A 26,851-nucleotide genomic window follows, 5' to 3' on the forward strand; every position below is an offset into this window, starting at 1 on the left:
ACCATGCCCGATTTCTGGACCGAGTCCGGCTACCACCTCCTCGGCCGCGACGCCGACGGCCGGCTGACGGTGACCGAGGACTTCCTGCGCGCCTACCTGAACCGGCCGGAGATGGCGCCGGTGGCGGAGAGCTGCCCGGCCGAGCGGGCGCTGCACGCCGCGCTGGACGCCGCGCCGGCCCGCCCGGTGGCGGCGGCCGAGGTGGCGGCCCTGGCCGACGCCGACGCGCGCGAGAACTGGCGGGTGTGGCTGGCCTTCCGCGACCGCCTGCTCGCCGCCGGCACCCTGGAGGCTGCCTATCTCGCCCTGTTCCGCGCGGCGGCGCGGGGCGTCCCGGGGCTGTTCGTCGACCATCTCGTCCACGCCATCCTGCGCGGCGTGCTGGACGGCACGCCGTCCGGCCTGCGGGCGCGGGCGGGCGAGCTGCTGTTCCGCGCCCAGACCGTCGCCCTCCAGGACGGCCGGGTGCGCCTGGCCGACGCCGAGACGGTGGCGATGCACGCCGCCTCCGGCGGCTTCGGCAGCCTCGGCCGGCTGGTGGTGGAGGCCGGCACGGCGCCGCGCTCGGTGGATCTCGACGTGCTCGACGAACGCTCCCAGGAGGCGTACTGGGCGCGCAGCGGGCGCTACGACACCGTGCTCGACATCACCTTCGGCGCCGCCGGGCTCGACGCGCTGGCCCGGGTTCTGGAGGCCTGGGTCGCCCATTTCCTGGCCGTCCGGGTGAGCATCCAGCCGGTGCAGACGATCCGCGACGAGCGCTGGGTGTGGCACGTCGGGCTGGACGCCGAGGGCTCGGCCATCCTCAACGACCTCTACCACGGGGCGGCGGTGGAGGAGGAGCGGCTGGCCCGCGTGCTGGCGCTGTTCCGCCTGGAGTTCGCCGATCCCGCCGCCATGCGCGCCGACATCGCCGGCCGGCCGGTCTACCTGGCGCTCGCCATGACGGCGGACCGGCGGGTGCGCCTGAAGCCGCAGAACCTGCTGGTCAACCTTCCCCTGGCGGCGGCCTCCTGAGCGCTCCCGGGCGAAGGGTTCGCCGGGGCGGCGGCGATCTGCTATAGAGGGGCCGCACCCGTTCACCGCCGCCGCAGACGACGCACCGCTCATGGCACCGACCGACAGGGCACCGACCGACAGGGCTTCGGCCGACCGGGCACCGGCCGACATGGCCACCGCCATCCGGCTCCACCAGGCCGGCCGGATCGACGAGGCCGAGGCCCTGTACCGGCGGCAGATCGAGGCGGCGCCGCGGCGGCCGGAGACCGGGCCGGCCTACGTCAACCTCGGCGCCATCCTCCAGGCCCGGGGGCGGCACGAGGAGGCGGAGGCCCTGCTGCGCCGCGCCCAGCGCATGGCGCCCAACGATCCCAACGTCCTCAACAACCTGGGCATGGTCATGCAGGCGCGCGGCCGGCGCGACGAGGCCATCGCCTTCTTCCGCCGGGCGCTCGGCAACGATCCCGCCCACGCCGACGCCCGCGGCAATCTCGGCGGCGCCCTGGTCGACGCCGGCCGGGCCGGCGAGGCCATCGCCTTCCTCGAACCGCTGGCCGTCCAGCCCGGCGCCGGCGCCCACGTCCTCGTCAACTACGCCAACGCCCTGCGCGAGGCCGACCGCTTCGCCGAGGCCGAGGCGTGGTACCGCCGGGCGCTCGACCGCGCCCCCGAGGACCCGGACGTGCTGGCGAACCTCGGCGTCTGCCTGCTCGACCAGCGGCGGGCGGCGGATGCCGTCGCCTGCCTGGAGCGGGCGGTGGCGCGCGATCCCCGCCACGTCCAGGCGCAGTGGCACCTGTCGCTGGCGCTGCTGGCGCTCGGCGACTTCGAGCGGGGTTGGCCCAAGTACGAGTGGCGCTGGCTGCTCGCCTCCATGCGGCCGAGCCTGCGCCGCTTCGCCCAGCCGGCCTGGCGCGGCGAGCCGCTGGAGGGCCGGCGCATCCTGCTGCACGGCGAGCAGGGGCTCGGCGACTGCCTGCAGTTCGTGCGCTACGCGCCGCTGGTGGCCGAGGCGGGCGGGCGGGTGATCCTCGACGTGCCGGCCCCGCTGGTGCGCCTGTTCAGCGGCCTGCCGGGGGTCGAGGCGGTGGTGGCGACCGGCACGCCGCCGCCCGAGGCCGACCTGCACGCGCCGCTGCTCAGCCTGCCCCAGGCCCTCGGCACGCGCCTGGCGACGGTTCCCGCCCGCGTGCCCTACCTGCGGGCCGACCCCGCCCTGGCCGAGGCGTGGCGGGCCCGCCTGGCCGCGGCGCCCGGCCTCAGGGTCGGCCTGGTGTGGGCCGGCAACCCGCGCACGGAGCTGCCCTCCGCCCACGCCATCGACCGCCGCCGCTCGATGACCCTGGCCCAGCTGGCGCCGCTGGCCGGCATTCCCGGCGTGCGCTTCTACAGCCTGCAGAAGGACGGCGAGGCGGCGAAGCAGGCCAAGGCGCCGCCCGCCGGGATGGACCTCGTGGACCCCATGGGCGGGGTCGCCGACTTCGCCGACACGGCGGCGCTGGTCGCCAACCTCGACCTGGTGATCGGCGTCGACACCTCGGTGATCCACCTTGCCGGGGCGCTGGGCCGGCCGGTGTGGGTGCTGTCGCGCTTCGGCGGCTGCTGGCGCTGGCTGCTCGACCGCGAGGACAGCCCCTGGTACCCGACCCTGCGCCTGTTCCACCAGCGCGCCCCCGGCGACTGGGCCGAGGTGGTCGACCGCGTCGCCGCGGCGCTGCGGGAATGGGCGGCGGCCGGCGTTTCCCGCTGAACGGCGCCCCGGTGCGCCATCCGCCACGTCAGGACAGGCCGGCGGCCGGGCGCAGCGCCTCGTTGATGCGCGTCTGCCAGCCCGGCCCGGTGGCCTTGAAATGGGCCAACACGTCGGCGTCCAGACGGATCGTCGTCGGCGTCTTCGTTGCGTCGGCCGGTGGCCGTCCGCGCCGTGCCGGCTTGCCCCCTTCCGTGACGGTGCCGCGGGCGAACATCTCATCGGTGACCTCCGGCACCTCCTCGTACTCCTCGGGCTGGATGACGTGAGCGTCAACCTTCGCCAAGTCGCTGCCCAAAGCGCGCTTTTTCCCGGTCATTGGCCTTCCTCATGGAAATGACGTGCCGTGCGTCGCCGCGCGGCGTCCACACGATCACCACCATCCGGCCCCCCCCCCCGGGTGTCCGATCGAAACGATGCGGCCCTCGCCACAGTCCCGCCGCCCATCGGGGATGTCGACGGTCACATCGGCGAACACCTCCACCGCGTCGGCGACGTCCAAGCCCCGCTCCGTCGGGGTGTTGTCACGCTTGACGGGGGGCGAAGGTGATGTTCATGGGATTTATCGTCCATACAAAAATCCGGCGGGCACGGACCTTTCGTACGTACAAAAAAGGCAATGCGGGACAGGGTGGGCATGACCGTCGAGGTTTCCGGCCCCAAGCTGCGCGAAGCCGCGCTGGGGTAGCCACCCTTTGCGGGCTGCACCGTACCGTACTGGCCCGGAATGCGACTGCGAAACGAAAACGCCCGGCGGTTCCGTGGAACCGCCGGGCGTTGTCCTGTTGGTCGGAGAGAGAGGATTCGAACCTCCGGCCCCTGCCTCCCGAAAGCAGTGCTCTACCAGGCTGAGCTACTCTCCGGTCCGTTCCGGTCGGGGCCGCGGGTCAGCGGTCCGTCCCGGTGAGGCCGCGTATATAGCGGCTCGGTCTGGGGCGCGCAAGCGCAAAATGGCGCGCCTCAGAATTCGCGATCGATGACGAAATCGATGACCTCCAGCATCGCCCGCTTGACCGGCGCGTCGGCGAACAGGCGCAGGGAATCGCGGGCGATGGCGCCGTAGTGGCGGGCCCGCTCGACCGTGTCCTTGAGCGCGCCGTGACGGGCCATCAGCTCCTGGGCGCGCTCCAGGTCGCCGTCGCGCTGCTCCAACTCCTCCATGGTGCGGCGCCAGAAGGCGCGCTCCTCGTCGTTGCCGCGGCGGAAGGCGAGCACGACGGGCAGCGTGATCTTGCCCTCGCGGAAATCGTCGCCCACCGTCTTGCCCAGCTTGGCCTGCTTGGCCGAATAGTCCAGCACGTCGTCGACGAGCTGGAAGGCGATGCCGAGATTCATGCCGTAGTCGGTGAGCGCCGCCTCCTCGGCCTGGGGGCGGCCGGCGACGACGGCGCCGACCCGGCAGGCGGCGGCGAACAGCTCGGCCGTCTTGCCCTTGATGACCTCCAGGTAGGCCTGCTCGCTGGTCTCGGTGTCGTTGCTGGTCTGCAGCTGCAGCACCTCGCCCTCGGCGATCACGGCCGAGGCGTTGGCGAGGATGCGCAGCACGTCCAGCGAGCCCACCTCGACCATCATCTGGAAGGAGCGGGAGAACAGGAAGTCGCCCACCAGCACGCTGGCCTTGTTGCCGAACACGGCGTTGGCCGAGGCCAGGCCGCGGCGCAGGTCGCTCTCGTCCACCACGTCGTCGTGCAGCAGGGTGGCGGTGTGGATGAACTCCACCACCGCCGCCAGCAGCCGGTGGTGCTCGCCGCCGTAGCCGCACAGCCGCGCCGACGCCAGGGTCAGCACCGGGCGCAGCCGCTTGCCGCCGGCCGCCACGATGTAGCCGGCGAGCTGCGGGATCAGCGCCACCGGCGACTGCATGTTGGCGATGATGATGTCGTTGACCGCCGCCAGATCGTCGGCGACCAGGGCCGTCAGGTCGTCGAGCGGCGTCGTCGAAGACTTGCGCCGGTGCGGATCGAGATTCGTGACGACCGCCAAGGCCGACTCCAATGATGATTGACGTGGCTGTACCCGGCAGCGAGCATACTGGCGGCGCCTCTTCGGTCAAGTCTGCTGCACGGCGGCGCCCTCGGGGAAAAGGGGCGGGGCAGGGGGGAACGGCACGGCATGAGGGAAATCCTGCGGACGACCGATGCCGTCCGGCTGTCGTGGCTGACCGCCCTGCTGGCCGACGCCGGGGTCGCGGCGGTGGTGCTCGACACCCACACCAGCGTCCTCGAGGGCTCGATCGGCGCCATCCCCCGCCGCCTGATGGTCCTCGCCGAGGACGAGGCGCTGGCGCGGCGCGTGCTGGCCCAGGCGGGCGAGGAGGCCGGCCCATGAGCGCAAAGGTGCCGCGATGAGCGCCGACGTGCCGGACGGTTTCGAAGAGGACCTGCTGCTGGGCGGCCGGGTGCGCCTGGTGCAGCCGCGCCACGGCTACCGCGCCGCCATCGACCCGGTCCTGCTGGCCGCCTTCACCGCCGCCCAGCCGGGCGAGCGGGTGCTCGACGTCGGCACCGGGACGGGGGCGGCGGCGCTGTGCCTGGCGGCGCGGGTGCCGGGCGTGCGCATCATGGCGCTGGAGAAGGAGCCGGAGATCGCCGAGGCGGCGCGGCACAACGCCGCACGCAACGGCATGCAGGGGCGGGTGATGGTCTATGCGGGCGATTTGCTGCGGCCGCCGCCGATCCTCGCCCCCGGCTCCTTCGACCGGGCGATGATGAATCCGCCCTATCTCCGGGCCGACGCGGCGACGCCGCCGCCCGGCGCCTGGAAGGCCGCCGCCAACGTCGAGGGTGAGGCGCGCCTGGCCGACTGGATCGCCTTCGCCGCCGCCATGCTGCGGGCCCGCGGCTGGCTCACCCTGGTGCACCGCGCCGACCGGCTGGACGAGGTGCTGGCCCTGCTGCACGGTCGCTTCGGCGGCGTGCTGCTGTTCCCGCTGTGGCCCAAGGCGGGGGAGGACGCCAAGCGCCTGCTGGTCGCCGCCCAGCGCGGCGGCCGCGGCCCGGCGCGGCTGGCGCCGGGGCTGGCGCTGCACGGCCCCGACGGCGCCTTCACGGCCGAGGCCGACGCCGTGCTGCGCGACGCCGCCGCCCTGGCCGGGTGACGCCCCGGGGTGACGCCCCGGGGTGACGCCCCGGGGTGACGCCTTTGATCTTCAGCGGGGCCGTCCCCATGTTGGGGAGGCTCACCGTTGGAAAGCCATGACCGAAAACCGCTCCCTCCTCGCCAAGCTCCCCTTCGGCCCGTGGCGCACGCGCGGGCCGCTGGTCTCCGTGGTGCGCCTGAACGGCGTCATCGGCGACGTCGGCCCGCTGCGCCGCGGCCTCACGCTGGCCAGTGTGGCGCCGCTCCTGGAACGCGCCTTCGCGCCGAAGCAGCAGGCGGCGGTGGCGCTCGTCGTCAACTCGCCCGGCGGCTCGCCCGTCCAGTCCTCGCTGATCGCCAAGCGCATCCGCGACCTGGCGGCGGAGAAGACGGTGCCGGTGATCGCCTTCTGCGAGGACGTGGCGGCGTCCGGCGGCTACTGGCTGGCCTGCGCCGCCGACGAGATCTTCGCCGACGAGAGCTCGATCGTCGGCTCCATCGGCGTCGTCTATTCCGGCTTCGGCCTGCACGGCTTCATCGAGAAGCACGGGGTGGAACGGCGCCTGCACACCGCCGGCGACAAGAAGGTGCTGCTCGACCCCTTCTCGCCGGAGCGCGAGGACGGCATCGCCCACCTCAAGTCGATCCAGGCGGAGATCCACGAGGCCTTCAAGGCGATGGTGCGCGGCCGCCGCGACGGCCGCCTCAACGCGCCGGAGGAGGAGCTGTTCTCCGGCGCCTTCTGGGCCGGGCGCCGGGCGCTGGACCTCGGGCTGATCGACGGCATCGGCGACCTGCGGGGCACCTTGCGCGCCCGCTTCGGCGACACGGTGCGGCTGCGGCCGGTGCAGGAGAACAAGGGGCTGCTGCGCCGCATGCGCCTGCGCGTCGACGCGGCCGCGCCAGCCCCGGCACTCCCTGCCGGGCTCGCCGCCGGGCTGGTCGACGCGGCCCTGACGGCGGTCGAGGAGCGGGCGCTGTGGGCCCGCTTCGGCCTGTGACGGCCGGGCGGGCCGGCGCTCCGGAGCGCCGCGGTCATACGAATTCCGCCTGAAGGCTTCATTCGTATGCCTCTCTCGATCAATGCTATTGCATTGATCTGCCGGGTTTTATGGGTCGCGGATGATCGCACCGATCATCCGCGACCCGTATCAGATGCCCTGGCCGCCGGAGACCTCGATCCGCTGCGCGGTCACCCAGCGGTTGTCGTCGGACAGCAGGCTCGCGATCATCGGCCCGATGTCGTCCGGCACGCCGGCGCGGCCGAGCGCGGTCATGCCGGCGAAGAGCCGGTTGACCGCGGCGTCGTCGCGGACGGCGCCGCCGCCGAAGTCGGTCTCGATGGCGCCCGGCGCCACCGTGTTGACGGCGATCCCGCGCCCGCCCAGCTCCTTGGCCATGTACCGGGTGAGCACCTCGACCGCGCCCTTCACCGCGGCGTAGGCGGCGTAGCCGGGAAAGGACACCCGCGTGAGGCCGGAGGACAGGTTGACGATGCGGCCGCCGTCGGCGATCAGCGGCAGCAGCGTCTGGGTGAGGAAGTAGACGCCCTTGAAGTGGACGTCGACCAGGCGGTCGAACTGCGCCTCCGTGGTCTCGCCGATCAGGGCGCAGTCGCCATGGCCGGCGTTGTTGACGAGGTGGTCGAACGTCTCGCGCGACCAGGTGTCGCGCAGCGTCGTCCGCAGCCGCTCGGCGAACGGCGCGAAGGCGGCGACGTCGCCGGCGTCGAGCGGGAAGGCGGCCGCCGTGCGGCCCATCGCCTGGATCTCGGCGACGACGGCCTGGGCGTCCTCGGCCCGGTTCCGGTAGGTGAGGACGACGTCGCCGCCGCGGCGGGCGACGGCGAGCGCGGCGCTGCGGCCGAGCCCGCGGCTGGCGCCGGTGATGAGGGTGATCGTGGTCATGGTCCGACTCCTGTGGGTGGCCCCTGTGGCGTGACCACTCCGATATCGGGCGGGGACGCCGGCCTTTGTTGCCGGAACCTCGACAATCCTTGCCTGTTCCTCCAAGATGCCGCGCATCGCCGTGGCGACGGAGCAGGCTCGCCCCATGACCACGCTGTTCGACGCCGTCCGCCGCCACGCCGAGGCCCACGCCGACGCGGACGGCCTGGCGCAGACCCCGATCCCGGGCCTCACGGCCGTGCGCGCGACGGCGCCCAGCGGCCTCGTCTACGCCATCTCGCGGCCGCTCGTCTGCCTCGTGCTGCAGGGGAGCAAGCAGGTGACGATGGGGACGCAGGCCTTCGCGTTCGCCGCCGGCGATTCGCTACTGATCACGGCGGACGTGCCGACCGTCAGCCAGATCACGCGCGCCAGCGTCGCCGCCCCCTACCTGTCGCTCGTCCTGGAGCTCGACCTCGCCGTCATCGCCGATCTGGCGGCGCAGGCGGGCGCCGCGCTCGCGGCCGACGACGCGCCGGTGCGGGTCGACCCGACCGACGCCGAGGTGGCCGACGCGGCGCTGCGGCTGATGCGGCTGCTCGACCGCCCGGCGTCGGTGCCGGTGCTGCACGCGCAGCTCGTGCGCGAGCTGCACTATTGGCTGCTGATCGGCCGGCACGGCTCGGCGATCCGGCGCCTCGGCTGGCCGGGCGGCCACGCGCAGCGGGTGGCGCGCGCGGTCGCGGTGCTGCGGGCCGACTTCGCCCGCCCGCTGCGGGTCGAGCGCCTGGCCGCCGTCGCCGGGATGAGCCCGTCGTCCTTCCACCAGCACTTCCGCGCCGCGACCTCCCTCTCGCCCCTGCAGTTCCAGAAGCACCTGCGGCTGATCGAGGCGCGGCGGCTGATGCTGTCCGAAGGGGCGAGCGCCAGCGGCGCCGCGTTCGCCGTCGGCTACGAGAGCGTGTCCCAGTTCACCCGCGAGTACGGCCGGATGTTCGGCCTGCCGCCGGTGCGCGACGCGAAGGCGGCACGGGAAGGCCCGGCGGGGGCTGCCATGGCGGCGCCGGCCTAGAGAAGCCCCTTGTCCCGCGGGATGCCCAGCCGCTCGACCACCCGCAGGCGGGCGGCGCCCACCTCGCGGTCGGGCACCGCCAGCATGCCGGCGAGGCGGCGCATCAGGTTGGCCTCGAGGTCGTTGAGGTCGCCGTCGGCGTAGGCCACCTCCCACAGCATCTCGACGATCCACAGCCGCTCCTCGGGTGGGCAGTGGTCGATGATGGGACGGACGTAGTCGTAGTGGTGGGCCGCCCCTTCCGTCTCCGCCTCGGCGGCGCGCAGCAGCTCGCCGGCGTCCGCTTCGTCCAGGTCGAAGCGGCGGCGCACCACGGCGACGATGCGGGCGCGCTCCTCCGGGCCGATGCGGTCGTCGGTGCGCGCCGCCTCGACCAGCAGCGCCACCGCGGCGAGTTGCAGTTCGTCGTGGCCGAGGCGCCGGCGGCGCTTCTCCTCGGGCCGGCCGTCCCAGTCGTCGAACAGGGCACGGATGCGGTTCAGCATGGGATCTTCCTTTCGCGTGCGCGACCATGGTCTCGACCATCAACGCGGCGGACCGTGCACGGGGTCCGCGGTCTACTGGGTGACCGTGCCCAGCCGGTCCGACGGCGGCGGCACCGGCCGCCCGGCGGCCGTGGCCTCGGCGACCCAGGCGTCGATGGCGGAGCGGGCGGCGGCCTCCGCCGCGGCCGGCGTGGCCCCGCCGGCGGTGCAGCCCGGCAGGTCGGGCACGTCGGCGCGGTAGCCGGTCCCGTCCTCGGGCGGCACCGGGCGGACGATGACGGGGTAGGCGCGGCTGTCCATGACGTCTCCATGATCGTGGCGGGAACGTGGGAGAGCATGAAACCGTGGGTTCGCCGGCGTATATTGTCCAGTCGGCGCATCGGGCGACCGCGTCCGTGGCTGCGTATGCGGTCGCCCTCCAGCCTTGACCGCCGCGCCGCCACCCCCTAATCCTGCCGCATGCTGTCCTTCTCCAAGCTCCTCCTGCTGGTCCTGGTGGTCGTCTTCGCCTTCTTCGGCTGGCGCTGGCTGAAGCGCGTCGAGGCGGTGGGGCGCGAGCGGCTGCGCGAGCGCGGCGAGCGGCCGGCGCCGCAGGGGCGGGGCGGGGCGGCGACGGCGTCGGCCCGCGGCGGGCGGGCCGGCGAGACGGCCGAGGACATGGAGAAATGCCCGGAGTGCGGGGCCTACGTGGCGCCGCGCTCGGCCGCCTCCTGCGGCCGGCCGGGGTGCCCGTACGGGCGCTGAGGCGCGCTTGATTCGGGGGGGAGTGCCGCGTATGGTGCGGCGCGCCTCAACAAGAACCTCACGTGGCCGCCCATGGCGCCGAACAGCGCGAACTCCTCCCCCCTGCCTTTCCAGGCCCTCATCCTCCGGCTCCACCAGTTCTGGTCCGAACAGGGCTGCGTGATCCTGCAGCCCTACGACATGGAGGTGGGCGCCGGCACCTTCCATCCCGCGACGACCCTGCGGGCGCTCGGTCCCGACCCGTGGAAGGCGGCCTACGTGCAGCCCTCGCGCCGGCCCAAGGACGGCCGCTACGGCGAGAACCCGAACCGCCTGCAGCACTACTACCAGTACCAGGTGATCCTGAAGCCGTCGCCGGCCAACGCCCAGGAGCTGTACCTGAAGAGCCTGGAGGTGCTGGGCATCGATCCCCGCCTGCACGACATCCGCTTCGTCGAGGACGACTGGGAGAGCCCGACCCTGGGCGCCTGGGGGCTGGGCTGGGAGGTCTGGTGCGACGGCATGGAGGTCACCCAGTACACCTATTTCCAGCAGGTCGGCGGCATCGAGTGCGACCCCGTCGCGGTCGAGCTGACCTACGGGCTGGAGCGCCTCGCCATGTACGTGCAGGGCGTGGAGAACGTCTACGACCTCGACTTCAACGGCCAGGGCGTGCGGTACGGCGACGTCTTCAAGCGGGCCGAGGTGGAGTACTCCGCGTACAACTTCGAGCACGCCAACACCGACGCCCTGCTGCAGCACTTCAAGGACGCCGAGGCGGAGTGCCAGGCGCTGGTCGGCCGCGGCGTCGCCCTGCCGGCCTACGACCAGTGCATCAAGGCCTCCCACCTCTTCAATCTGCTCGACGCGCGCGGCGTCATCAGCGTGGTCGAGCGCGCGTCCTACATCGGCCGCGTCCGCGCGCTGGCCAAGGCGTGCTGCGAGGCGTGGATCGCCGGAGGGGCCAGGTAACATGCCCGAACTTCTGATCGAATTCTTCTCCGAGGAGATCCCGGCCCGCATGCAGGCGCGCGCCGCGGACGATCTCAAGCGCCTCGTCACGGAGAAGCTCACCGCCGCCGGCCTGACCTTCGACAGGGCCGAGGCCCACGCCACACCGCGCCGCCTCGCCCTGGTCGTCGACGGCCTGCCCGAGCGCACCGCCGACGTGCGCGAGGAGAAGAAGGGCCCGCGCCTGGGCGCGCCCGACCAGGCGGTGCAGGGCTTCCTGAAGTCCGCCGGCCTGACGTCGCTCGACCAGTGCGAGCAGCGCGACACCGGCAAGGGCGTGTTCTACTTCGCGGTGACCGAGAAGCCGGGCCGCGACACCGCGGCCGTGCTGGCCGAGGCGATCCCCGCCGTGATGGCCGAGTTCCCCTGGCCCAAGTCCATGCGCTGGTCGCAGACCGACGTGCGCTGGGTGCGGCCGCTGCACGCCGTGCTCGCGGTGTTCGGCGGGCGCACGCTGCAGGGGACGGTGGCGCTGGGCGCCCGCCAGGGCGAGCTCGCCTTCACCGACACCACCCGCGGCCACCGCTTCCTGTCGCCCGAGCCGTTCGCGGTGACGTCCTTCGCCGACTACGCCGCCAAGCTGCGCGCCGCCCACGTGGTGCTCGACCGCGCCGAGCGCAAGGCGAAGATCAAGGCCGACGCCGAGGCGCTGGCCGCCGCCGAGGGGCTGGTGCTGAAGCCCGACGAGGGGCTGCTGGAGGAGGTCGCCGGCCTGGTGGAATGGCCGGTGGTGCTGATGGGCCGCATCGACGAGGCGTTCATGGACGTGCCGCAGGAGGTGCTGATCACCTCCATGCGCACGCACCAGAAATACTTCGCCGTGCTGGACGAGGACGGCCGCATGGCGCCGCGCTTCGTCGTCGTCGCCAACATGGCGACCGAGGACGGCGGCAGGGCGGTGGTCGCCGGCAACGAGCGCGTGCTGCGCGCCCGCCTGTCCGACGCCAAGTTCTTCTGGGACCAGGACCGCAAGGTGCGCCTGGAGGAGCGGGTGCCGGCGCTCGCCGACATCACCTTCCACGCCCGCCTCGGCACCTTGGCGGAGAAGGTCACCCGCGTGCAGACCCTGGCCGGCGAGCTGGCCCGCGCCATCGGCGCCGACGTCGACGCGGCGACCCGCGCCGCCCTGCTCGCCAAGGCCGACCTGGTGTCCGGGGTGGTGGGCGAGTTCCCCGAGGTGCAGGGCATCATGGGGCGCTACTACGCGCTGGGCGAGGGCGAGCGGCCGGAGGTGGCGGCCGCCATCGCCGACCACTACAAGCCGCTCGGCCCCGGCGACAGCTGCCCGTCGGCGCCGGTCTCCGTGGCGGTGGCGCTGGCCGACAAGATCGACACCCTGATCGGCTTCTTCGCCATCGACGAGAAGCCCACCGGCTCCAAGGACCCGTACGCCCTGCGCCGCGCGGCGCTCGGCATCATCCGCCTGATCCTGGAGAACGGGCAGCGCCTCGAGCTGCTCGCCGTCTTCCGGGCCGGGCACCGGCTGTACGGCGTGGACGGGCTGGCCGCCGCCGACCGTGTGGCGGACGAGCTGCTGGCCTTCTTCGCCGACCGTCTCAAGGTGGTGCTGCGCGACCAGGGCGTGCGCCACGACCTGATCGACGCGGTGTTCGCGCTGGGCGGCGAGGACGATCTGGTCCGTCTGCTGGCGCGGGTGACGGCGCTGCAGGCCTTCGTCGGCTCGGAGGACGGCGCCAACCTGCTGACCGCGTACAAGCGCGCCTCCAACATCGTGCGCATCGAGGAGAAGAAGGACGGGACGGTGTACGACCAGCCGGTCGATCCCGCCCTCCTGCACCAGGCGGAGGAGAAGGACCTCCACGGCGCCCTCGGCGAGGCCGCGGCGGCGGCGGCACCGCTGCTGGCGGCGGAGGACTTCGCCGGCACCATGGGCGCGCTGGCGCGCCTGCGCGGTCCGGTGGACGCCTTCTTCGACAAGGTCACGGTGAACGCCGACGACGCGGCCCTGCGGGCCAACCGTCTGCGCCTGCTGAGCCAGATCCGCGCCACCCTGAACGCCGTCGCCGACTTCTCGCGCATCGAAGGCTGACGCGGGCGGCCGGGCGGTCCGGTCGACGGGCGGTCCCCGCCGGCGACGGCGGGGACCGCCCGTTTCCGTTCGCCCCGTCGCCGACCGCCGGCCACCTGCCCCTTTCGATAGCGACTCGCAACGATACGATACTTTCCGGCCGCCGTGCTGTACGATGACCGCCGCGTGCAACGGACGGGGATCGGAGTTCCAGCGGGATGTCGGTCGTCCATACGCGCAGGCCGGTCGGCCTGCGGCGCCTGCTGGTCGGGGCGTTCGTCCTCGCCGCGTCGCTCGGTGTGGCGCTGGCCGTCCTGGCGGTGTGGCAGGACCACGAGCAGACGCGGCGCCACGCCGAACAGCAGCTCCGCTCCGCCGCCGCCCTGGTGGAGGCGCACGCCACCGGCATCCTCCTGTCCGCCGACCAGATGGTCCGGCGGACCATGCAGTTCATCGGCGGCCGCGACCTCGCCACCATGCGCGAGGACCGTGGCGACTGGGCCGAGCTGAAGGCCATGGCCGACTCGCTGCCGTACGTGTCGTCGATCCTGGTGGTCGACCGCGACGGCTTCACCGCGCTGAGCTCCGTCGCCTTCCCGTCGCGGCGGATCGACGTTCGCGACCGCGACTACTTCAAGGCGCACGCGGCGGCCAAGGCGGCGGAGGAGGACGATCTCTTCATCGGCGCCACCATCATCGCCCGCCGCAGCCAGCGCGCCGTCTTCACCGTGTCGCGCCGGCTGGAGGCGCCGGACGGCAGCTTCGCCGGTCTGGTGGCGGTCACCGTCGACGCCAACTACTTCGCCGAGGCCTACGGGAAGACCGGGCTCGGGCCCTCGGCGGTGCTCGCCGTCGGCCGCCAGGACGGCACGCTCATCGCCCGCCAGCCGATGCCGGCGACGGTTGCGGAACGCTCGCTGGCGGACTCGCCGCTGTTCCGGAGCTACCTCGCGCAAAGCCCCGCCGGCGTGTACCGCGGCGCCTCGGTGGTGGACGGCATCGACCGCCTCATGGCCTACCGGGCGGCGGAGCGCCTGCCGGTGGTGGCGTTCGCCTCGCTGGCGATGGACGACGTGTTCGTCCGCTGGCGCGTCCGCGCCGCGTGGGTCGCCGCCCTGGCCGCGGCCGGCCTGACCGTGGCCGGCGCGCTGTTCGCCCTGCTGCTGCGCGGCCTCGACCGCGAAGTCGGCGTGCGCGCCGAGCTGGAGCAGGCGAACGTCGCCCTCGACGCCAGCAACCGCCGGCTGGCGGCGACGCTGGCCGAGAAGCAGGTGCTGTTCCGCGAGGTCCATCACCGGGTCACCAACAACCTGCAGGTGGTCACCGCCCTCCTGCGCCTGCAGGCGGGCCGGACGGGCGACGCCGAGGCCCGCGACGCCTTCGAGTCGGTGCTCAACCGGGTCGCCTCGATGGCGCTCCTGCACCGCGTCCTCTACCGCACCGACCAGGCCGACCGGGTCGCCTTCGGCGCCTATCTGGAGGAGCTGTGCGAGCAGCTCGCCGACGCCTTCGCGCTAGACGAGCGGGGCATCGCCCTGGTGGTGACGGCCGAGCCGTGCGCCCTCCCCCTCGACCGGGCGGTGCCCGCCGCCCTCGCCGTGAACGAGGCGATCACCAACGCCATCAAGCACGCCTTCCCCGAAGGGTGCCGCGGCACCATCGCCGTGCGCGTCCACCGCGACCGGGACGGCACGGTCGTCGAGGTGCGGGACGACGGGGTCGGGCTGGGCGGCGACGCCGGCCCGGCGGGCCGTTCCGGCATCGGCCGCACCCTGCTGCGCCGGCTGGTGCAGCAGGCGGGTGGCCGCTACACGCTGGAGAACGGCCCGCCGGACGGCCCGCCGGCCGGCCGGCCGGGCACCATCTTCCGCCTGTGCCTGTCCGAGGACCAGCCGGACGGCGAGGACATCGGCTAGCGCGGCCGGTTTCCGCGTTCCTACGGGAGTCATGCCCCCGAGCGGAAACCCAGACACACGAGTGCCCCCAACCCCGGCCCTCCCCCGCTTCGCAGGGGAGGGAGGGGACCCGCGGCGGAGCCGTGGGGAGGGTGGGGGCCGGAGGTGGGTCAGCCATTCCGCTCGACGGGTGTCAGCCGCCGCGGCCGGCGAGGAAGCGGCCGAGACGGCCGTCGTCCTCGCGGATGTGGTCGATCAGCCAGCGGCCGACGAAGTCGACGACGTGGGCGTTCGCCCATCCCTCGGCCTGGGTGTCCTGCAGGGCGACGAAGTTGTTGAGCTGCTTCAGCAGCAGCGCGTGCGCCTCCTCGTGGGCGGCGGTGTCCGGGTAGCGGCTGGCGTGCATCAGCCGCTCCTCCTCGTCGAAGTGGCGGCAGATCTCGGCGGTGAGGGCGTCGAGCAGGGCCCGCACGGCGGCGCGGCCGTCGGCGCGGGCGGGGTCGTCCAGGCGCTGGACGAGGGCGACCAGCGCGGCGTGCTCGCGGTCGAGCGCCGGCACCCCAGTGGCGAGAGCGTCGGTCCAGACGAGTGTCGCGTGTGCGGTCATCGGCGAACGCTTTCCCCATGCCGTCCCCGAGGCTGCATATTAGCATGACATGCGCATCAGGGCAGGGCGGCGAGGCGTCGTCCGGCGCAGGGCAGCCGCACGAAAAACCCCCTCCGGAGGGGATCTCCGGAGGGGGCTGGTCGGATGCCGGATCAGTCGCGCTTGACGGTGTCGCTGTCGAGCGCCGCCTGGGCCGCCGCCAGGCGGGCGATCGGCACGCGGTAGGGCGAGCACGACACGTAGTCGAGGCCGACCTTCTCGCAGAAGGTCACCGACGCCGGGTCGCCGCCGTGCTCGCCGCAGATGCCGAGCTTCAGGTCGGGGCGGACCTTGCGGCCGCGCTCGACGCCGATGCGCACCAGCTCGCCCACGCCCTCGGCGTCGAGGGTGGCGAACGGGTCGTGCTCGAGGATGCCGGCGCGCTCGTAGTCCGGCAGGAAGCTGCCGGCGTCGTCGCGGCTGATGCCGAACGTCGTCTGCGTCAGGTCGTTGGTGCCGAAGCTGAAGAACTCGGCCGTCTCGGCGATCTCGTCGGCCCGCAGGGCGGCGCGGGGCAGCTCGATCATGGTGCCGACGTGGTAGGTGACGGTGCGGCCCGTCGCCGCCCTGACCTGCTCGGCCGCCCGGTCGACCACCGCCTTCAGGATGTCGAGCTCCTTCTTGGTGCCGATCAGCGGGATCATCACCTCCGGGATCACGGTCTCGCCCGTCTTCGTCTCCACCTCGGCGGCGGCGGTGAAGATGGCGCGGGCCTGCATCTCGTAGATCTCGGGATAGGTGATGCCGAGGCGGCAGCCGCGATGGCCGAGCATCGGGTTGGCCTCGTGCAGCTGGGCGGCGCGGTGATGGACGCGCAGGGGGTCCGTGCCGGCGGCGCGGGCCACCTCCTCCATCTCCGCCTCGGTGTTGGGCAGGAACTCGTGCAGCGGCGGGTCGAGCAGGCGGATCGTCACCGGCAGGCCGGCCATGATCTCGAACAGCTCGACGAAGTCCTGCTTCTGGAAGGGCTCCAGCTTGGCCAGCGCCTTGCGGCGGCCCTCCTCGGTCTCGGCGAGGATCATCTCGCGCACCGCCAGGATGCGGTCGGGGTCGAAGAACATGTGCTCGGTGCGCGACAGGCCGATGCCCTCGGCGCCGAACTTGCGGGCGGTGCGGGCGTCGAGCGGCGTCTCGGCGTTGGCGCGCACGCCCAGGCGGCGGATCTCGTCGGCCCAGCCCATCAGGGTGGCGAAGTCGCCGGACAGCTCGGGCTGGATGGTCGGCACCTCGCCCAGCATCACCTCGCCGGTCGAGCCGTCGATGGTGACGATGTCGCCTTCCCGGATCGTCACGTCGCGCACCGACATGACCTTGTTCTTGTAGTCGACCCGCAGCTCGCCGGCGCCGGCGACGCAGGCCCGGCCCATGCCGCGGGCGACCACGGCGGCGTGGCTGGTCATGCCGCCGCGGGTGGTCAGGATGCCGCGGGCGGCGTGCATGCCGTGGATGTCCTCGGGGCTCGTCTCGATGCGGCAGAGGATGACGGCGTCGCCGAGGCCGGCCTGGCTTTCCGCCTCGTCGGCGGTGAACACCACCTTGCCCGAGGCGGCGCCCGGCGAGGCCGGCAGGCCCTTGGCGATGACCTTGCGGTCGGCCTTGGGGTCGAGCGTCGGGTGGAGGAGCTGGTCGAGCGAGGCGGGATCGATGCGCTTCACCGCCTCGGCCTTGTCGATCACCCCCTCGCGGCAGAGGTCGACGGCGATCTTCAGGGCGGCCGCCGCGGTGCGCTTGCCGGTGCGCGTCTGCAGCATGTACAGCGTGCCCTGCTGCACCGTGAACTCGATGTCCTGCATGTCGCGGTAGTGCTTCTCGAGCGTCAGGCGGACGCCGTCGAGCTGCTTGAACACCTCCGGCATGACCTCTTCCATGGCCGGCAGGTCGGACTTGTTGGTCTCCTTGCCGGCGATCGTGAGGTGCTGCGGCGTGCGGATGCCGGCCACCACGTCCTCGCCCTGGGCGTTCACCAGATACTCGCCGTAGAACAGGTTCTCGCCGGTCGACGGGTTGCGGGTGAAGGCGACGCCGGTGGCGCAGTCGTTGCCCATGTTGCCGAACACCATGCACTGCACGTTGACGGCGGTGCCCCAGTCGGCCGGGATGTCGTGCAGCTTGCGGTAGGTGATGGCGCGGGCGTTCATCCACGAGCCGAAGACGGCGCCGATGGCGCCCCACAGCTGCTCCTGCACGTCCTGCGGGAAGGGATGGCCGAGCTCGTGCTCCACCATCGCCTTGTAGCCGGCGATGACGGACTGCCAGTCCTCGGCCGTCATGTCGGTGTCGAAATGCTTGTCGCGGTCGCGCTTGTGCGACTCGAGAATGTCCTCGAAGTGGTGGTGCTCGACGCCCAGCACGACGTTGCCGTACATCTGGATGAAGCGGCGGTAGCTGTCGTAGGCGAAGCGCGGGTCCTTCGAGCGCTCCACCAGCCCCTGCACGGTCGTGTCGTTGAGGCCGAGGTTGAGCACCGTGTCCATCATGCCGGGCATCGAGGCCCGGGCGCCGGAGCGCACCGACACCAGGAGCGGGTTGGCGGGGTCGCCGAACGTGGCGCCCATCGCCTGCTCCAGCCGTCCCAGCGCCTCGTCCACCTGGCCGCGCAGGTCATCGGGATACTTCCGGCCGTTGGCGTAGAAGTACGTGCAGAGCTCGGTCGTGATCGTGAAACCCGGCGGCACCGGCAGGCCGAGGTTCGCCATCTCCGCCAGGTTGGCGCCCTTGCCACCCAGCAGGTTCTTCATGTCGGCCCGCCCTTCGGTCTTGCCGGCGCCGAAGCTGTAGACCCACTTGTTCTCGCCCTGGCTCGCCATCGTGGATTTCCTCGCTAGCTCTGGTCGTTTTGGCCCCGTGCACGGGTGCCAGCCCGGACGCAACGGGGAACAGCCGATTATGATCCCACCGGTTCTAGACGCACGGCCCGGCCGAAGTCGAGCCAAACCGCAGCCGTGCCGGCGCATGGGCGCCCTGCCGGCCGTCTCGGCAGGATGTCCGGGCCCGCCCACCCATGGGCGGGCCCGGACATCCTGCGAAACCGTAAGGTCCGCCCGTCTGCCCAGGCCGGGCCACAGGGGCCCCGATCTGGGCAAAGGTGCTTGGCGTCAGAGCAGGGTGACCCACGTCGCCTCGCGCCCCTTGGCCGCATCCTGGACGCGCATGTGGACCCGCTGGCCGGGCTCGAGATCGGCGAGGTGGCAGCGCCGCAGCACGCTCTTGTGGACGAACACGTCCTTGGCGGCGTCGTCGGCGGTGACGAAGCCGAACCCCTTGTCCGGCTTGAACCATTTGACGGTGCCCGAGACCTCCGTCTCCGGCCCGCCGCGCGGTCGGGCCGGGGCGGCGGCCGGTGCGCCCGACGCCGCGCCGGCGCTGACCACCTCGACGAGGTGCAGGACCTGCGGTCCCTTGGAGCCCGGTCCGACGGTGCAGACGACCTCGGCGCCGTCGCCGATCTCCTGCAGGCCGGCGCGGTTGAGCACCGAGATGTGAAGGAAGGCGTCCGGCGACCCGTCGACCGGAGCCACGAAGCCGAAACCCTTGGTGACGTTGAACCATTTCACCAGGGCGCGAACCTGGACAGCGTCGTCCGACGTCACCAGGCCGTTCTGACCGAAGCGAGACACGTCCGCCAACCCCTGAACCCGGCGCCACGCGCGGATGATTCCAAGGAGAGATGCCGGGCGCGCCCGGCACCGCCCCGACGCGAATTGTAGGCACAGTGCAAGCGGAGTCTCCAGCGTCTTTTTCTTGACGGACAAGGCGGTAGATGCAGTCTGGCCGGGCATGCCGCGCTTGCCCAGGCCGGCGGCGCTGCCCATCTGCGGGGGAGGTCCAACCGGTGGATGCACGAACCATGGCCGAAGCCGCCGCAGCCCAGCCGTCCTTCCCCTGGGCGCGCTGCTATCCGTCCGACGTCGACTGGCAGGCGCCGCTCCCCGCGGCACCGCTGTTCGCGCTGCTGGACGAGGCCGTGCGTCGCTTCGCCGCGCGGCCCTTCCTCGACTTCCTCGGCCGCCGCTCGACCTACGCCGAGGTGGGGGCGCTGGTCGACCGCGCCGCCAAGGGGTTCCAGCAGCTCGGCGTCGGCAAGGGGGTGCGGGTCGGCCTGTTCCTGCCCAACACGCCCTATTTCGTCATCGCCTTCTACGGCGTGCTGAAGGCCGGCGGCACGGTGGTGAACGTCAACCCGCTCTACGCCGAGCGCGAGCTGGTGCAACTGATCGCCGATTCCGGCGTCGACCTGATGGTGACCCTCGACCTGGCGGTCCTGCACGACAAGCTGATGCGGCTGCCCGACGGGGCCGGGCCGAAGCGGATCGTCGTCTGCCCCATGGCCGGCATCCTGCCGTTCCCCAAGAGCTGGCTGTTCCCCCTGGTCAAGCGCAAGGAGCGGGCGCGGGTGCCGGACGACGCCCGCCACGTGCCGTTCGGGACCCTCGTCGCCAACGACGGCCGCCCCGCGCCGGTCGCCATCGACCCGGCCGAGGACGTGGCGGTGCTGCAGTACACCGGCGGCACCACCGGCGTCCCGAAGGGGGCGATGCTCACCCACGCCAACCTGTATGCCAACACGGTGCAGAGCGCCCTGTGGTTCGCCGGTGCCCGGCCGGGGGAGGAGCGCATGCTGGGGGTGCTGCCCTTCTTCCACGTCTTCGCCATGACGGTGGTGATGAACCTGTCGATCCGGCTGGGTGCCGAGATCGTCATGCTGCCGCGCTTCGAGCTGGACCAGGTGATGGAGACCATCCACCGCAAGAAGCCGACGCTGTTCCCGGCGGTGCCCACCATCTACACCGCCATCAACCACCACAAGCGGCTGAAGGAGTTCGACCTGTCGTCGATCCGCCTGTGCCTGTCGGGCGGCGCGCCGCTGCCGCTCGACGTGAAGGAGGCGTTCGAGCGCAACACCGGCTGCACCCTGGTGGAGGGCTACGGGCTGTCGGAGAGCTCGCCGGTGGCCTGCTGCAATCCCATGAACGGGATCAACAAGACCGGCTCCATCGGCCTGCCGCTGCCCGGCACCGTCGTCGAGATCGTCAGCCTGGACGAGCCGCGGCGCGTGCTGCCGCCGGGCGAGCGGGGCGAGGTCTGCCTGCGCGGGCCGCAGGTGATGAAGGGCTACTGGAACAAGCCGGAGGAGACCGCGCTGGCCCTGCAGGACGGCCGCCTGCACACCGGCGACGTCGGCATCATGGACGAGGACGGCTACACCTTCATCGTCGACCGCATCAAGGACATGATCCTGTGCAGCGGCTTCAACGTCTATCCCCGCAACGTCGAGGAGGCGATCTACCTCCATCCCGCCGTCGCCGAGTGCGTCGTCGCCGGGCTGCCCGACGACTACCGCGGCCAGACCGTGAAGGCCTACATCCGCGTCTGCGACGGCCGGTCGCTGAGCGAGGAGGAGCTGGCGGCGTTCCTCAAGGACAAGCTGTCGCCCATCGAGATGCCGAAGATCGTCGAGTTCCGCGACAGCCTGCCGAAGACGATGATCGGCAAGCTGTCGCGCAAGGCCCTGTTGGACGAGGAGGAGGCGCGCCGTGGCGAGGCCCGTGGCTGACCCCGATCCGGAGGCGCGGCGGCGCCTGCGCGGCTTCCTCAACCACCTCATCGCCTATTTCGCGGTGATGGTGGTGGCGGTGCCGGTCAACGTGCTGGTCGACCCGCAGACACCCTGGTTCCTGGTGCCGCTGGTCGGCTGGGGCGCCCCGCTGGCGGTGCACGCCGCCTACGCCATGGGGCTGCTGAAGCGGGGCGGGTAGGGCGCGTTTGCCCCCGCTTGCGCTTTCCGTTAGGAAAGGGGCATGCCCGCCACCGCCGCCGCTCCCTCCCGCTTCGCCGCCCGGCTCGACGACCTGGCGCTCGCCGTCGTCTTCCTGACCCGCCTGCCGCTGCGGCTGCGCCGGACGCCGGGAGACGACGCGCTGGGCCGCGCCATGGGCTGGTTCCCCCTGGTGGGCGCCGCCGTCGGCGCCCTGGGGGCCGCGGCCTACGCGCTGGCGGCGGCCGCCAACCTGCCGCCGCCGGTGGCGGCGCTGCTGGCGCTCGGCACCACCGTGTGGGTGACGGGGGCGCTGCACGAGGACGGGCTGGCCGACGTCGCCGACGGCTTCGGCGGCGGGCGCGACCGGGCGCGCAAGCTGGAGATCATGCGCGACAGCCGGATCGGCAGCTACGGCGCGCTGGCGCTGCTGCTGGTCCTCGGCCTGCGCGCCGCAGCGCTGGCGGCGCTGGCGGCGCCGGCCGCGGTGGCGGCGGCGCTGGTGTCCGCCGGGGCGTGCTCGCGGGCCGTGCTGCCGGTGCTCGCGCGGACGATGCCGCCGGCGCGCCGCGACGGCCTGGCCGCCACCCAGGGCCGGCCGCCGGTGGGATCGGCGGTCCTGGCGGTGCTGCTGGCCGCCCTGCTGGCGCTCGCCGGCGCCGGCGCGGCGGCCCCGGTGGTGGTGCTGGCCGCCGCCTTGGCGGCCGCGGCGGTCGGCGGGCTGGCGTCGCGGCAGGTCGGCGGCTACACCGGGGACGTGCTGGGATCGGCGCAGCAGGCGGCGGAGGTCGCCGGGCTGCTGGTCCTGGTGGCGCTGCGCTGAGGCGAGGAGGAGAGAGGACGGGCATGAACGTCGTGACCACGCGCTGGTGGCTGATCCGCCACGCCCCGGTGGTGAACCCGCACCGGCGCATCTACGGCCAGACCGACATCGACTGCGACACCGCCGACTCGGCGTCGTTCGCGGCGCTCGCCGCCGGCCTGCCGCGCGGTGCCGTGTGGCTGGCCACCCCGCTCGCCCGCACCCGCCTCACCGCCGCCGCCATCCGCGCCGCCTGGGGCGCCGAGCCGCCGCCCGAGCCGGAGCCGGTCGCCGCCCTCGCCGAGCAGCATTTCGGCGCCTGGACCGGCCTCACCCACGACGAGCTGCACGCCCGCCAGCCCGCCGCCGCGCACCGCTTCTGGATCGCCCCGGCCAGCGAGCGGCCGCCCGAGGGCGAGAGCTTCACCGACGTGGTGGCGCGGGTCGCCGCGGCGCTGGACCGGCTGACCGCGGCGCACGCCGGGCGCGACGTCGTGGCGGTGGTGCACGGCGGGCCGATCCGCGCCGCCCTGACCCACGCCCTGCATCTCGACCCCGAGGCCGCCCTGCGCTTCCGCATCGACACGCTGTCGCTGACCCGGCTCGACCACATCGCCGTCGACGACCAGCCGCCGGCCTGGCGGGTGTCGGGGGTCAACCTGCCGCCGGGCGCCGTTCTGGCCGAGAGCTAAGCAGGTTTCCCGCACTCCGCCCACCTTTGGGCGGGCTCGGAAAACCTGCAAAACCAGGGAGTCCGCAGGTTTGCCCAGGCCGGGCCATCGGTGGCCCGGCCTGGGCAAACCTGCTTAGCGCGCGGCGCCGCGGGCCGGCGTCGCCGGGCCGGCGGTGCGCTGGAGGACGCGGGCGTCCTCGTTGGTCATGGCGACCACCACGCATCCGGTGCTGTCGCCGTTGCGGAACAGGTAGATCATCCGCGGATCGGCGAGCTTGCCGGCGTCGCTCAGGTTCAGCCCGTGGCCGAAGGCGACCCCCAGCACGTCGCGGCCGAAGACGGCGCGGAAGCGCATCGGCACCATCTCGCGGAAGCGCCGCTCGGCGCAGGCCTTGGAGAGCTCCTTGTCGATGCGCCCGGCGCTGCGCCAGTCCTCGTCGGAGCGGATGGTCACCCATTGCGGCGGCAGGGGAAAGCGCATCACCGGCGGCGCCAGCGGCAGGTCGTAGCCGCCGGGCGGCACCGGCGCCAGGTGGTGCGGGTCGGTGCGCTCCAGCGGGCCGGCGGCGGCCGGCTCGGCCGTCGGCAGGGCGGCCGGCGGCAGGCCTGCCAGCAGCAGGGCGGCCAGCGCCGCGCGCCGGCGACGGGTGCGGGCGCGTCCCATCACGTGCGGATGTCGATGCCGCCGGGAGCATCGGCCGCGGTGGCGGCGTCGCCCGCCGCGGCGAGGCGGCGGGTCAGCGCCGGGCCGAGGCGGACCGCCGGCGTCGCGGCGCGTTCCGCCGGACGGCCGTCGCCCGCCGCCCGGGTCGCGACCTTGCCCGCGACCTTGCCCGCCGCCGCCCGCCGGAAGGCGGCGGACAGCCGGTCGCGGATCGTCCTGATGTCCTTGCCCATGGTCAGCCTCCGCACGCCGCACCGCCCGGCGACTCTAGCCGGACATGGCTAACGGAATCCTAATCCACACGGCTCCCGATCTACACCGTCGGCCGCTGCGCGAAGGGGCCGGGGCCGGGGTCCGCGGCGGGCTCCACCGTGACCGCGTCGACGCGCGCCGCCGGCGGCCCGTCGCGGCACTCGGCCAGCATGCGGTCCACCGCCGCCGGCGGTCCGGCGAACAGCGCCTCGACCGAGCCGTCGGCGCGGTTCCTCACCCAGCCGCGCAGGCCGAGCTGGGTCGCCCGCCGGACCGTCCAGCCGCGGTACCACACCCCCTGCACCCGTCCGCCGATGTGCGCGCGCACCGCGCGGTCCGTCCCGTCCGCCATCCCGTTCCTCCGCCGGTGGGCCCGCCAGCAATGTGGCGGCCGCGGGGCGATCTGTCCAATGGCCGGACCCGCGCGGCCGGGCTAGAGTGGGCCGGACCATGCCGGAGGTCCGCCATGCGGATCCAGAAGCTGTCGCCCGACGAGGCCCTGGGCAGCCTGCGCAGCGGCATGCAGGGGCTGTCGGCCGCCGAGGCGCGCCGCCGCCTCGGCACCTTCGGGCGCAACGCCCTGGAGCCGGCCCGGCGCCGCGCGCCGCTGGCGCGGCTGGGCCGCAGCTTCATCCATTTCTTCGCGCTGCTGCTGTGGCTGGCCGCCGGGCTGGCCCTGGTGGCCGAGGCCCACCAGCCGGGCGAAGGCATGGCCACCCTGGCCGCCGCCATCGTCGGCGTGGTGCTGGTCAACGGGCTGTTCAGCTTCTGGCAGGACTACCGGGCGGAGCGCGAGCTGTCGGCGCTCGGCCAGCTGCTGCCGCAGCGGGTGAAGACCCTGCGCGGCGGCACCCTGCTGCCGGTGACGGCGACCGAGCTGGTGCCCGGCGACGTGATCCTGCTGGGCGAGGGCGACCGCGTGCCGGCCGACGCGCGGCTGGTCGAGGCGCGCGGGCTGCGGGTCGACACGGCGACGGTGACCGGCGAGTCCGTGCCGGTCCTGCGCGACGCCGAGCCGACCGAGGAGGGCGACCCCCTGGCCGCGCGCAACCTCGTGCTGGCCGGCACCGCGGTGGTCGCCGGCGAGGGGCGGGCGGTCGTCTTCGCCACCGGCGCCCACACGGAGTTCGGCCGCATCGCCCGCCTGACCCAGGGCGAGGAGCGGGTGCGCTCGCCGCTGCTGCGCGAGATCGCCACGGTCAGCCGGGTGATCGCCGCGCTGGCCACCCTGCTGGGCGTCGTCTTCGCCGTCGTCGGCGTGCGTGCCGGCATGCCGGTGTGGGGGGCCTTCGTCTTCGCCATCGGCATCATCGTCGCCAACGTGCCGGAGGGCCTGCTGCCCACGGTCACCCTGGCGCTCGCCATGGGGGCGCGGCGGATGGCGAGGCGGCGGGTGCTGATCCGCCACCTGCCGGCGGTGGAGACGCTCGGCTCGGCCACCGTCATCTGCACCGACAAGACCGGCACGCTGACCCGCAACCGCATGGCGGTGAAGGAGGCGCACGGGCCGGCCGGGCCGCTCGCCGCGGTGGCCCGCCACTGCCACACCCTGAAGGCCGGCGGCCGCGGCCGCTGGCTGGGCGACCCCATGGAGGTGGCGCTGGTCGAGCACGCCGGCCCCGGTCCGCGGCTGGCGCTGGTCGACGAGGTGCCCTTCGACAGCGAGCGCATGCGCCTGTCCACCGTGCACGCGGCAGCCGACGGGCGCCGCGTCGTCTACACCAAGGGCGCGGTCGAAGCGGTGCTGCCCCTGTGCACCCGCCGCGCCGCCGCGGACGGCGCGGCGGCGCTGGACGAGGCCGGCCGCCGGGCGGTGCTGGCCGAGCAGGAGCGGATGGCCGACCGCGGCCTGCGCGTGCTGGCGCTGGCGTGGCGGGACGACGCGGACGGCGGGGATCCGGAACGCGACCTCACCCTGGCGGGGCTGGTCGGGCTGGAGGACCCGCCGCGGCCGGAGGTGCCGGCGGCGGTGGCGCGGGCCCGCGCCGCCGGCATCCGCGTCGTCATGGTCACCGGCGACCACCCGCACACGGCGCTCGCCATCGCCCGCGAGGTCGGGCTGGTGCGCGGCGACGATCCCACCGTGGTGACCGGCGACCGGCTGCGGGCCCTGTCGGACACCCACCTGACCCTGCTGCTCGACGCCGAGGAGATCGTCTTCGCCCGCATCGGCGCCGACCAGAAGCTGCGCATCGTCCAGGCGCTGCAGCGGCGCGGCGACATCGTCGCCGTCACCGGCGACGGGGTGAACGACGGGCCGGCGCTGCGCCAGGGCGACATCGGCGTCGCCATGGGCCGCAGCGGCACCGACGTCGCCCGCGAGGCGGCGGACATGGTGCTGCTGGACGACAACTTCGCCTCGATCGTCCACGCCGTCGAGGAGGGGCGGGCGGTGTTCGCCAACATCCGCAAGTTCATGGGCTACATCCTCACCTCCAACATCCCGGAGATCGTGCCCTACCTCGCCTTCGTGCTGCTGGGCCTTCCGCTGCCCCTGACGGTGATCCAGATCCTGGCGGTCGACCTCGGCACCGACATGCTGCCGGCCCTGGCGCTCGGCGCCGAGCCGCCGCACCGCGACCTCATGCGCCGCCCGCCGCGCCGCGGCGGCCGGCGCCTGCTGACCCCAGGCCTGCTGGCGCGGGCCTATCTCTTCCTCGGGCCGTTCGAGGCGGCGGCGGCGATGGCCGCCTACGGGGCCGTGCTGTACGCCGGCGGCTGGTCGTGGGGCCAGCCGCTGGGCGCCGCCGACCCTCTCTACCGCGCCGCCACCACCGCCTGCCTCGCCGCCATCGTCCTGGCCCAGGTGGTCAACCTGTTCCTGTGGCGCGACGACCGCGCCTCGGCCCTCGACCGCCGCCTGCCGCGCAACCGCCTGGTCCTCTGGGGCATCGCTGCGGAATTGGCGCTGCTCCTCGCCATCGTCGGCACGCCGCCGGGCCACCTGCTGTTCGGCGCGGCGCCGCTGCCGTGGTGGGCGTGGCTGACGGGGCTCCCGGTGGTCGCCGCCATGGCGGCGGCGGACGAGGCGCGCAAGGCCCTGCTGCGCCGCCGCGATCCTTGACCCGGCCGCCGACCGGGGTCATCGCCTTTGACGGGCGGGGGGTTTCCTGCCAATGTCCCGGCCTTTC

The 26,851-nt window shown here is 73.5% G+C and carries 27 protein-coding genes and 1 tRNA gene; 15 read left to right on the top strand and 13 right to left on the bottom strand.

Going from position 1 to position 26,851, the window contains the following annotated elements:
- Positions 1-3 precede the first annotated feature (3 nt).
- Both ACSBPG_RS10620 and ACSBPG_RS10625 read left to right on the top strand, forming a co-directional pair.
- Positions 4-1,017: a DUF6352 family protein gene (locus ACSBPG_RS10620; RefSeq protein WP_435537131.1), complete on the top strand. Its 1,014-nt coding sequence runs from the start codon at positions 4-6 to the stop codon at positions 1,015-1,017.
- 91 nt (positions 1,018-1,108) lie between these two features.
- Complete coding sequence (locus ACSBPG_RS10625) at positions 1,109-2,749, top strand: tetratricopeptide repeat protein (protein ID WP_435537132.1); 1,641 nt, start codon at positions 1,109-1,111, stop codon at positions 2,747-2,749.
- A 28-nt stretch (positions 2,750-2,777) separates the two neighbouring features.
- Here the strand turns inward: ACSBPG_RS10625 and ACSBPG_RS10630 are convergent, their stop codons facing one another.
- From ACSBPG_RS10630 to ACSBPG_RS10645, 4 genes are all read right to left on the bottom strand, one after another.
- Positions 2,778-3,035, bottom strand: coding sequence for a BrnA antitoxin family protein (locus tag ACSBPG_RS10630; RefSeq protein WP_435537133.1), 258 nt, complete (start codon positions 3,033-3,035; stop codon positions 2,778-2,780).
- An 87-nt stretch (positions 3,036-3,122) separates the two neighbouring features.
- Positions 3,123-3,251, bottom strand: coding sequence for a hypothetical protein (locus tag ACSBPG_RS10635; protein ID WP_435537134.1), 129 nt, complete (start codon positions 3,249-3,251; stop codon positions 3,123-3,125).
- A 284-nt stretch (positions 3,252-3,535) separates the two neighbouring features.
- Positions 3,536-3,612: transfer RNA gene (locus tag ACSBPG_RS10640), tRNA-Pro, on the bottom strand.
- 97 nt (positions 3,613-3,709) lie between these two features.
- The gene (locus tag ACSBPG_RS10645) at positions 3,710-4,732 is read right to left on the bottom strand and encodes a polyprenyl synthetase family protein (protein WP_435537135.1); all 1,023 of its coding nucleotides are present in this window, start codon (positions 4,730-4,732) and stop codon (positions 3,710-3,712) included.
- Positions 4,733-4,861: 129 nt separating this feature from the next.
- Between ACSBPG_RS10645 and ACSBPG_RS10650 the strand changes: the two genes are divergently transcribed.
- From ACSBPG_RS10650 to ACSBPG_RS10660, 3 genes are all read left to right on the top strand, one after another.
- The gene (locus tag ACSBPG_RS10650; protein ID WP_435537136.1) at positions 4,862-5,077 is read left to right on the top strand and encodes a DUF2007 domain-containing protein; all 216 of its coding nucleotides are present in this window, start codon (positions 4,862-4,864) and stop codon (positions 5,075-5,077) included.
- 16 nt (positions 5,078-5,093) lie between these two features.
- Positions 5,094-5,846 (top strand): tRNA1(Val) (adenine(37)-N6)-methyltransferase, encoded by a 753-nt coding sequence (locus ACSBPG_RS10655; protein ID WP_435537137.1) that lies wholly within the window; start codon positions 5,094-5,096, stop codon positions 5,844-5,846.
- 97 nt (positions 5,847-5,943) lie between these two features.
- On the top strand, positions 5,944-6,828 hold the full coding sequence (locus ACSBPG_RS10660; protein WP_435537138.1) for a S49 family peptidase: 885 nt from the start codon (positions 5,944-5,946) through the stop codon (positions 6,826-6,828).
- Positions 6,829-6,978: 150 nt separating this feature from the next.
- Here ACSBPG_RS10660 and ACSBPG_RS10665 read toward each other — a convergent pair whose 3' ends face one another.
- The gene (locus ACSBPG_RS10665; RefSeq protein WP_435537139.1) at positions 6,979-7,734 is read right to left on the bottom strand and encodes an SDR family NAD(P)-dependent oxidoreductase; all 756 of its coding nucleotides are present in this window, start codon (positions 7,732-7,734) and stop codon (positions 6,979-6,981) included.
- Between the two features lie 145 nt (positions 7,735-7,879).
- On the opposite strand from ACSBPG_RS10665, the gene ACSBPG_RS10670 reads away from it, so the two are divergent.
- Positions 7,880-8,785 carry an AraC family transcriptional regulator N-terminal domain-containing protein gene (locus tag ACSBPG_RS10670; protein WP_435537140.1) on the top strand — a complete coding sequence of 302 codons (906 nt, stop codon included), beginning with the start codon at positions 7,880-7,882 and terminating at the stop codon, positions 8,783-8,785.
- Here ACSBPG_RS10670 and ACSBPG_RS10675 read toward each other — a convergent pair.
- A complete protein-coding gene (locus ACSBPG_RS10675; RefSeq protein WP_435537141.1) occupies positions 8,782-9,270 on the bottom strand; it encodes a TerB family tellurite resistance protein in 489 nt (162 codons plus the stop codon). The two genes, ACSBPG_RS10670 and ACSBPG_RS10675, sit on opposite strands and share 4 nt — an antisense overlap.
- A gap of 72 nt (positions 9,271-9,342) precedes the next feature.
- Positions 9,343-9,570: a type II toxin-antitoxin system HicB family antitoxin gene (locus ACSBPG_RS10680; protein ID WP_435537142.1), complete on the bottom strand. Its 228-nt coding sequence runs from the start codon at positions 9,568-9,570 to the stop codon at positions 9,343-9,345.
- 159 nt (positions 9,571-9,729) lie between these two features.
- On the opposite strand from ACSBPG_RS10680, the gene ACSBPG_RS10685 reads away from it, so the two are divergent.
- The 4 genes from ACSBPG_RS10685 (at position 9,730) to ACSBPG_RS10700 (ending at position 14,949) form a co-directional block, all read left to right on the top strand.
- Positions 9,730-10,014, top strand: coding sequence for a hypothetical protein (locus ACSBPG_RS10685; RefSeq protein WP_435537143.1), 285 nt, complete (start codon positions 9,730-9,732; stop codon positions 10,012-10,014).
- Positions 10,015-10,086: 72 nt separating this feature from the next.
- On the top strand, positions 10,087-10,965 hold the full coding sequence (locus ACSBPG_RS10690; protein ID WP_435537144.1) for a glycine--tRNA ligase subunit alpha: 879 nt from the start codon (positions 10,087-10,089) through the stop codon (positions 10,963-10,965).
- 1 nt (position 10,966) lies between these two features.
- Positions 10,967-13,054, top strand: coding sequence for a glycine--tRNA ligase subunit beta (gene glyS, locus ACSBPG_RS10695; protein WP_435537145.1), 2,088 nt, complete (start codon positions 10,967-10,969; stop codon positions 13,052-13,054).
- A 197-nt stretch (positions 13,055-13,251) separates the two neighbouring features.
- On the top strand, positions 13,252-14,949 hold the full coding sequence (locus ACSBPG_RS10700) for a sensor histidine kinase (RefSeq protein WP_435537146.1): 1,698 nt from the start codon (positions 13,252-13,254) through the stop codon (positions 14,947-14,949).
- A 172-nt stretch (positions 14,950-15,121) separates the two neighbouring features.
- On the opposite strand, the gene ACSBPG_RS10705 is transcribed toward ACSBPG_RS10700, so the two are convergent.
- The 3 genes from ACSBPG_RS10705 to ACSBPG_RS10715 all read right to left on the bottom strand — a co-directional run bounded on the left by ACSBPG_RS10705 (position 15,122) and on the right by ACSBPG_RS10715 (position 19,191).
- The gene (locus ACSBPG_RS10705) at positions 15,122-15,535 is read right to left on the bottom strand and encodes a bacteriohemerythrin (protein ID WP_435537147.1); all 414 of its coding nucleotides are present in this window, start codon (positions 15,533-15,535) and stop codon (positions 15,122-15,124) included.
- A 152-nt stretch (positions 15,536-15,687) separates the two neighbouring features.
- Positions 15,688-18,381 carry a pyruvate, phosphate dikinase gene (gene ppdK / locus ACSBPG_RS10710; protein ID WP_435537148.1) on the bottom strand — a complete coding sequence of 898 codons (2,694 nt, stop codon included), beginning with the start codon at positions 18,379-18,381 and terminating at the stop codon, positions 15,688-15,690.
- A 288-nt stretch (positions 18,382-18,669) separates the two neighbouring features.
- Complete coding sequence (locus tag ACSBPG_RS10715; protein ID WP_435537149.1) at positions 18,670-19,191, bottom strand: cold-shock protein; 522 nt, start codon at positions 19,189-19,191, stop codon at positions 18,670-18,672.
- Between the two features lie 230 nt (positions 19,192-19,421).
- Here ACSBPG_RS10715 and ACSBPG_RS10720 point away from each other — a divergent pair, with 230 nt between their 5' ends.
- From ACSBPG_RS10720 to ACSBPG_RS10735, 4 genes are read left to right on the top strand one after another with little or no spacing between them, the layout of a single operon-like run.
- Positions 19,422-21,128 carry a long-chain-fatty-acid--CoA ligase gene (locus tag ACSBPG_RS10720; protein ID WP_435537150.1) on the top strand — a complete coding sequence of 569 codons (1,707 nt, stop codon included), beginning with the start codon at positions 19,422-19,424 and terminating at the stop codon, positions 21,126-21,128.
- Positions 21,121-21,330, top strand: a complete 210-nt coding sequence (locus ACSBPG_RS10725) for a 2TM domain-containing protein (RefSeq protein WP_435537151.1) — start codon at positions 21,121-21,123, stop codon at positions 21,328-21,330. The genes ACSBPG_RS10720 and ACSBPG_RS10725 overlap by 8 nt, the downstream gene beginning before the upstream one ends.
- Before the next feature lie 42 nt (positions 21,331-21,372).
- Positions 21,373-22,152 carry an adenosylcobinamide-GDP ribazoletransferase gene (gene cobS, locus ACSBPG_RS10730; RefSeq protein WP_435537152.1) on the top strand — a complete coding sequence of 260 codons (780 nt, stop codon included), beginning with the start codon at positions 21,373-21,375 and terminating at the stop codon, positions 22,150-22,152.
- Positions 22,153-22,175: 23 nt separating this feature from the next.
- Positions 22,176-22,823, top strand: coding sequence for a histidine phosphatase family protein (locus ACSBPG_RS10735; protein ID WP_435537153.1), 648 nt, complete (start codon positions 22,176-22,178; stop codon positions 22,821-22,823).
- Between the two features lie 114 nt (positions 22,824-22,937).
- Here ACSBPG_RS10735 and ACSBPG_RS10740 read toward each other — a convergent pair whose 3' ends face one another.
- The 3 genes from ACSBPG_RS10740 to ACSBPG_RS10750 all read right to left on the bottom strand — a co-directional run bounded on the left by ACSBPG_RS10740 (position 22,938) and on the right by ACSBPG_RS10750 (position 24,072).
- Positions 22,938-23,468: a hypothetical protein gene (locus ACSBPG_RS10740; RefSeq protein ID WP_435537253.1), complete on the bottom strand. Its 531-nt coding sequence runs from the start codon at positions 23,466-23,468 to the stop codon at positions 22,938-22,940.
- Entirely contained in the window at positions 23,468-23,701 is a 234-nt protein-coding gene (locus ACSBPG_RS10745; protein ID WP_435537154.1) for a hypothetical protein, read from the bottom strand. Before ACSBPG_RS10745 ends, ACSBPG_RS10740 begins: the two co-directional genes overlap by 1 nt.
- A gap of 80 nt (positions 23,702-23,781) precedes the next feature.
- Entirely contained in the window at positions 23,782-24,072 is a 291-nt protein-coding gene (locus tag ACSBPG_RS10750) for an acylphosphatase (protein WP_435537155.1), read from the bottom strand.
- 114 nt (positions 24,073-24,186) lie between these two features.
- Between ACSBPG_RS10750 and ACSBPG_RS10755 the strand changes: the two genes are divergently transcribed.
- Entirely contained in the window at positions 24,187-26,784 is a 2,598-nt protein-coding gene (locus ACSBPG_RS10755) for a cation-translocating P-type ATPase (RefSeq protein WP_435537156.1), read from the top strand.
- Positions 26,785-26,851: the final 67 nt, after the last annotated feature.

It is taken from the genome of Azospirillum sp. ST 5-10 (assembly GCF_051225715.1).
Classification (GTDB): domain Bacteria; phylum Pseudomonadota; class Alphaproteobacteria; order Azospirillales; family Azospirillaceae; genus Azospirillum.

Bases quoted from the DNA above. Each gene is read 5' to 3' on its own strand.
- ACSBPG_RS10620 (WP_435537131.1), top strand. From the start codon at position 4: ATGCCCGATTTCTGGACCGAGTCCGGCTACCACCTCCTCGGCCGCGAC.
- ACSBPG_RS10625 (WP_435537132.1), top strand. From the start codon at position 1,109: ATGGCACCGACCGACAGGGCACCGACCGACAGGGCTTCGGCCGACCGG.
- ACSBPG_RS10650 (WP_435537136.1), top strand. From the start codon at position 4,862: ATGAGGGAAATCCTGCGGACGACCGATGCCGTCCGGCTGTCGTGGCTG.
- ACSBPG_RS10655 (WP_435537137.1), top strand. From the start codon at position 5,094: ATGAGCGCCGACGTGCCGGACGGTTTCGAAGAGGACCTGCTGCTGGGC.
- ACSBPG_RS10660 (WP_435537138.1), top strand. From the start codon at position 5,944: ATGACCGAAAACCGCTCCCTCCTCGCCAAGCTCCCCTTCGGCCCGTGG.
- ACSBPG_RS10665 (WP_435537139.1), bottom strand. From the start codon at position 7,734: ATGACCACGATCACCCTCATCACCGGCGCCAGCCGCGGGCTCGGCCGC.
- ACSBPG_RS10670 (WP_435537140.1), top strand. From the start codon at position 7,880: ATGACCACGCTGTTCGACGCCGTCCGCCGCCACGCCGAGGCCCACGCC.
- ACSBPG_RS10675 (WP_435537141.1), bottom strand. From the start codon at position 9,270: ATGCTGAACCGCATCCGTGCCCTGTTCGACGACTGGGACGGCCGGCCC.
- ACSBPG_RS10680 (WP_435537142.1), bottom strand. From the start codon at position 9,570: ATGGACAGCCGCGCCTACCCCGTCATCGTCCGCCCGGTGCCGCCCGAG.
- ACSBPG_RS10685 (WP_435537143.1), top strand. From the start codon at position 9,730: ATGCTGTCCTTCTCCAAGCTCCTCCTGCTGGTCCTGGTGGTCGTCTTC.
- ACSBPG_RS10690 (WP_435537144.1), top strand. From the start codon at position 10,087: ATGGCGCCGAACAGCGCGAACTCCTCCCCCCTGCCTTTCCAGGCCCTC.
- glyS (WP_435537145.1), top strand. From the start codon at position 10,967: ATGCCCGAACTTCTGATCGAATTCTTCTCCGAGGAGATCCCGGCCCGC.
- ACSBPG_RS10700 (WP_435537146.1), top strand. From the start codon at position 13,252: ATGTCGGTCGTCCATACGCGCAGGCCGGTCGGCCTGCGGCGCCTGCTG.
- ACSBPG_RS10705 (WP_435537147.1), bottom strand. From the start codon at position 15,535: ATGACCGCACACGCGACACTCGTCTGGACCGACGCTCTCGCCACTGGG.
- ppdK (WP_435537148.1), bottom strand. From the start codon at position 18,381: ATGGCGAGCCAGGGCGAGAACAAGTGGGTCTACAGCTTCGGCGCCGGC.
- ACSBPG_RS10720 (WP_435537150.1), top strand. From the start codon at position 19,422: ATGGCCGAAGCCGCCGCAGCCCAGCCGTCCTTCCCCTGGGCGCGCTGC.
- cobS (WP_435537152.1), top strand. From the start codon at position 21,373: ATGCCCGCCACCGCCGCCGCTCCCTCCCGCTTCGCCGCCCGGCTCGAC.
- ACSBPG_RS10735 (WP_435537153.1), top strand. From the start codon at position 22,176: ATGAACGTCGTGACCACGCGCTGGTGGCTGATCCGCCACGCCCCGGTG.
- ACSBPG_RS10740 (WP_435537253.1), bottom strand. From the start codon at position 23,468: ATGGGACGCGCCCGCACCCGTCGCCGGCGCGCGGCGCTGGCCGCCCTG.
- ACSBPG_RS10745 (WP_435537154.1), bottom strand. From the start codon at position 23,701: ATGGGCAAGGACATCAGGACGATCCGCGACCGGCTGTCCGCCGCCTTC.
- ACSBPG_RS10750 (WP_435537155.1), bottom strand. From the start codon at position 24,072: ATGGCGGACGGGACGGACCGCGCGGTGCGCGCGCACATCGGCGGACGG.
- ACSBPG_RS10755 (WP_435537156.1), top strand. From the start codon at position 24,187: ATGCGGATCCAGAAGCTGTCGCCCGACGAGGCCCTGGGCAGCCTGCGC.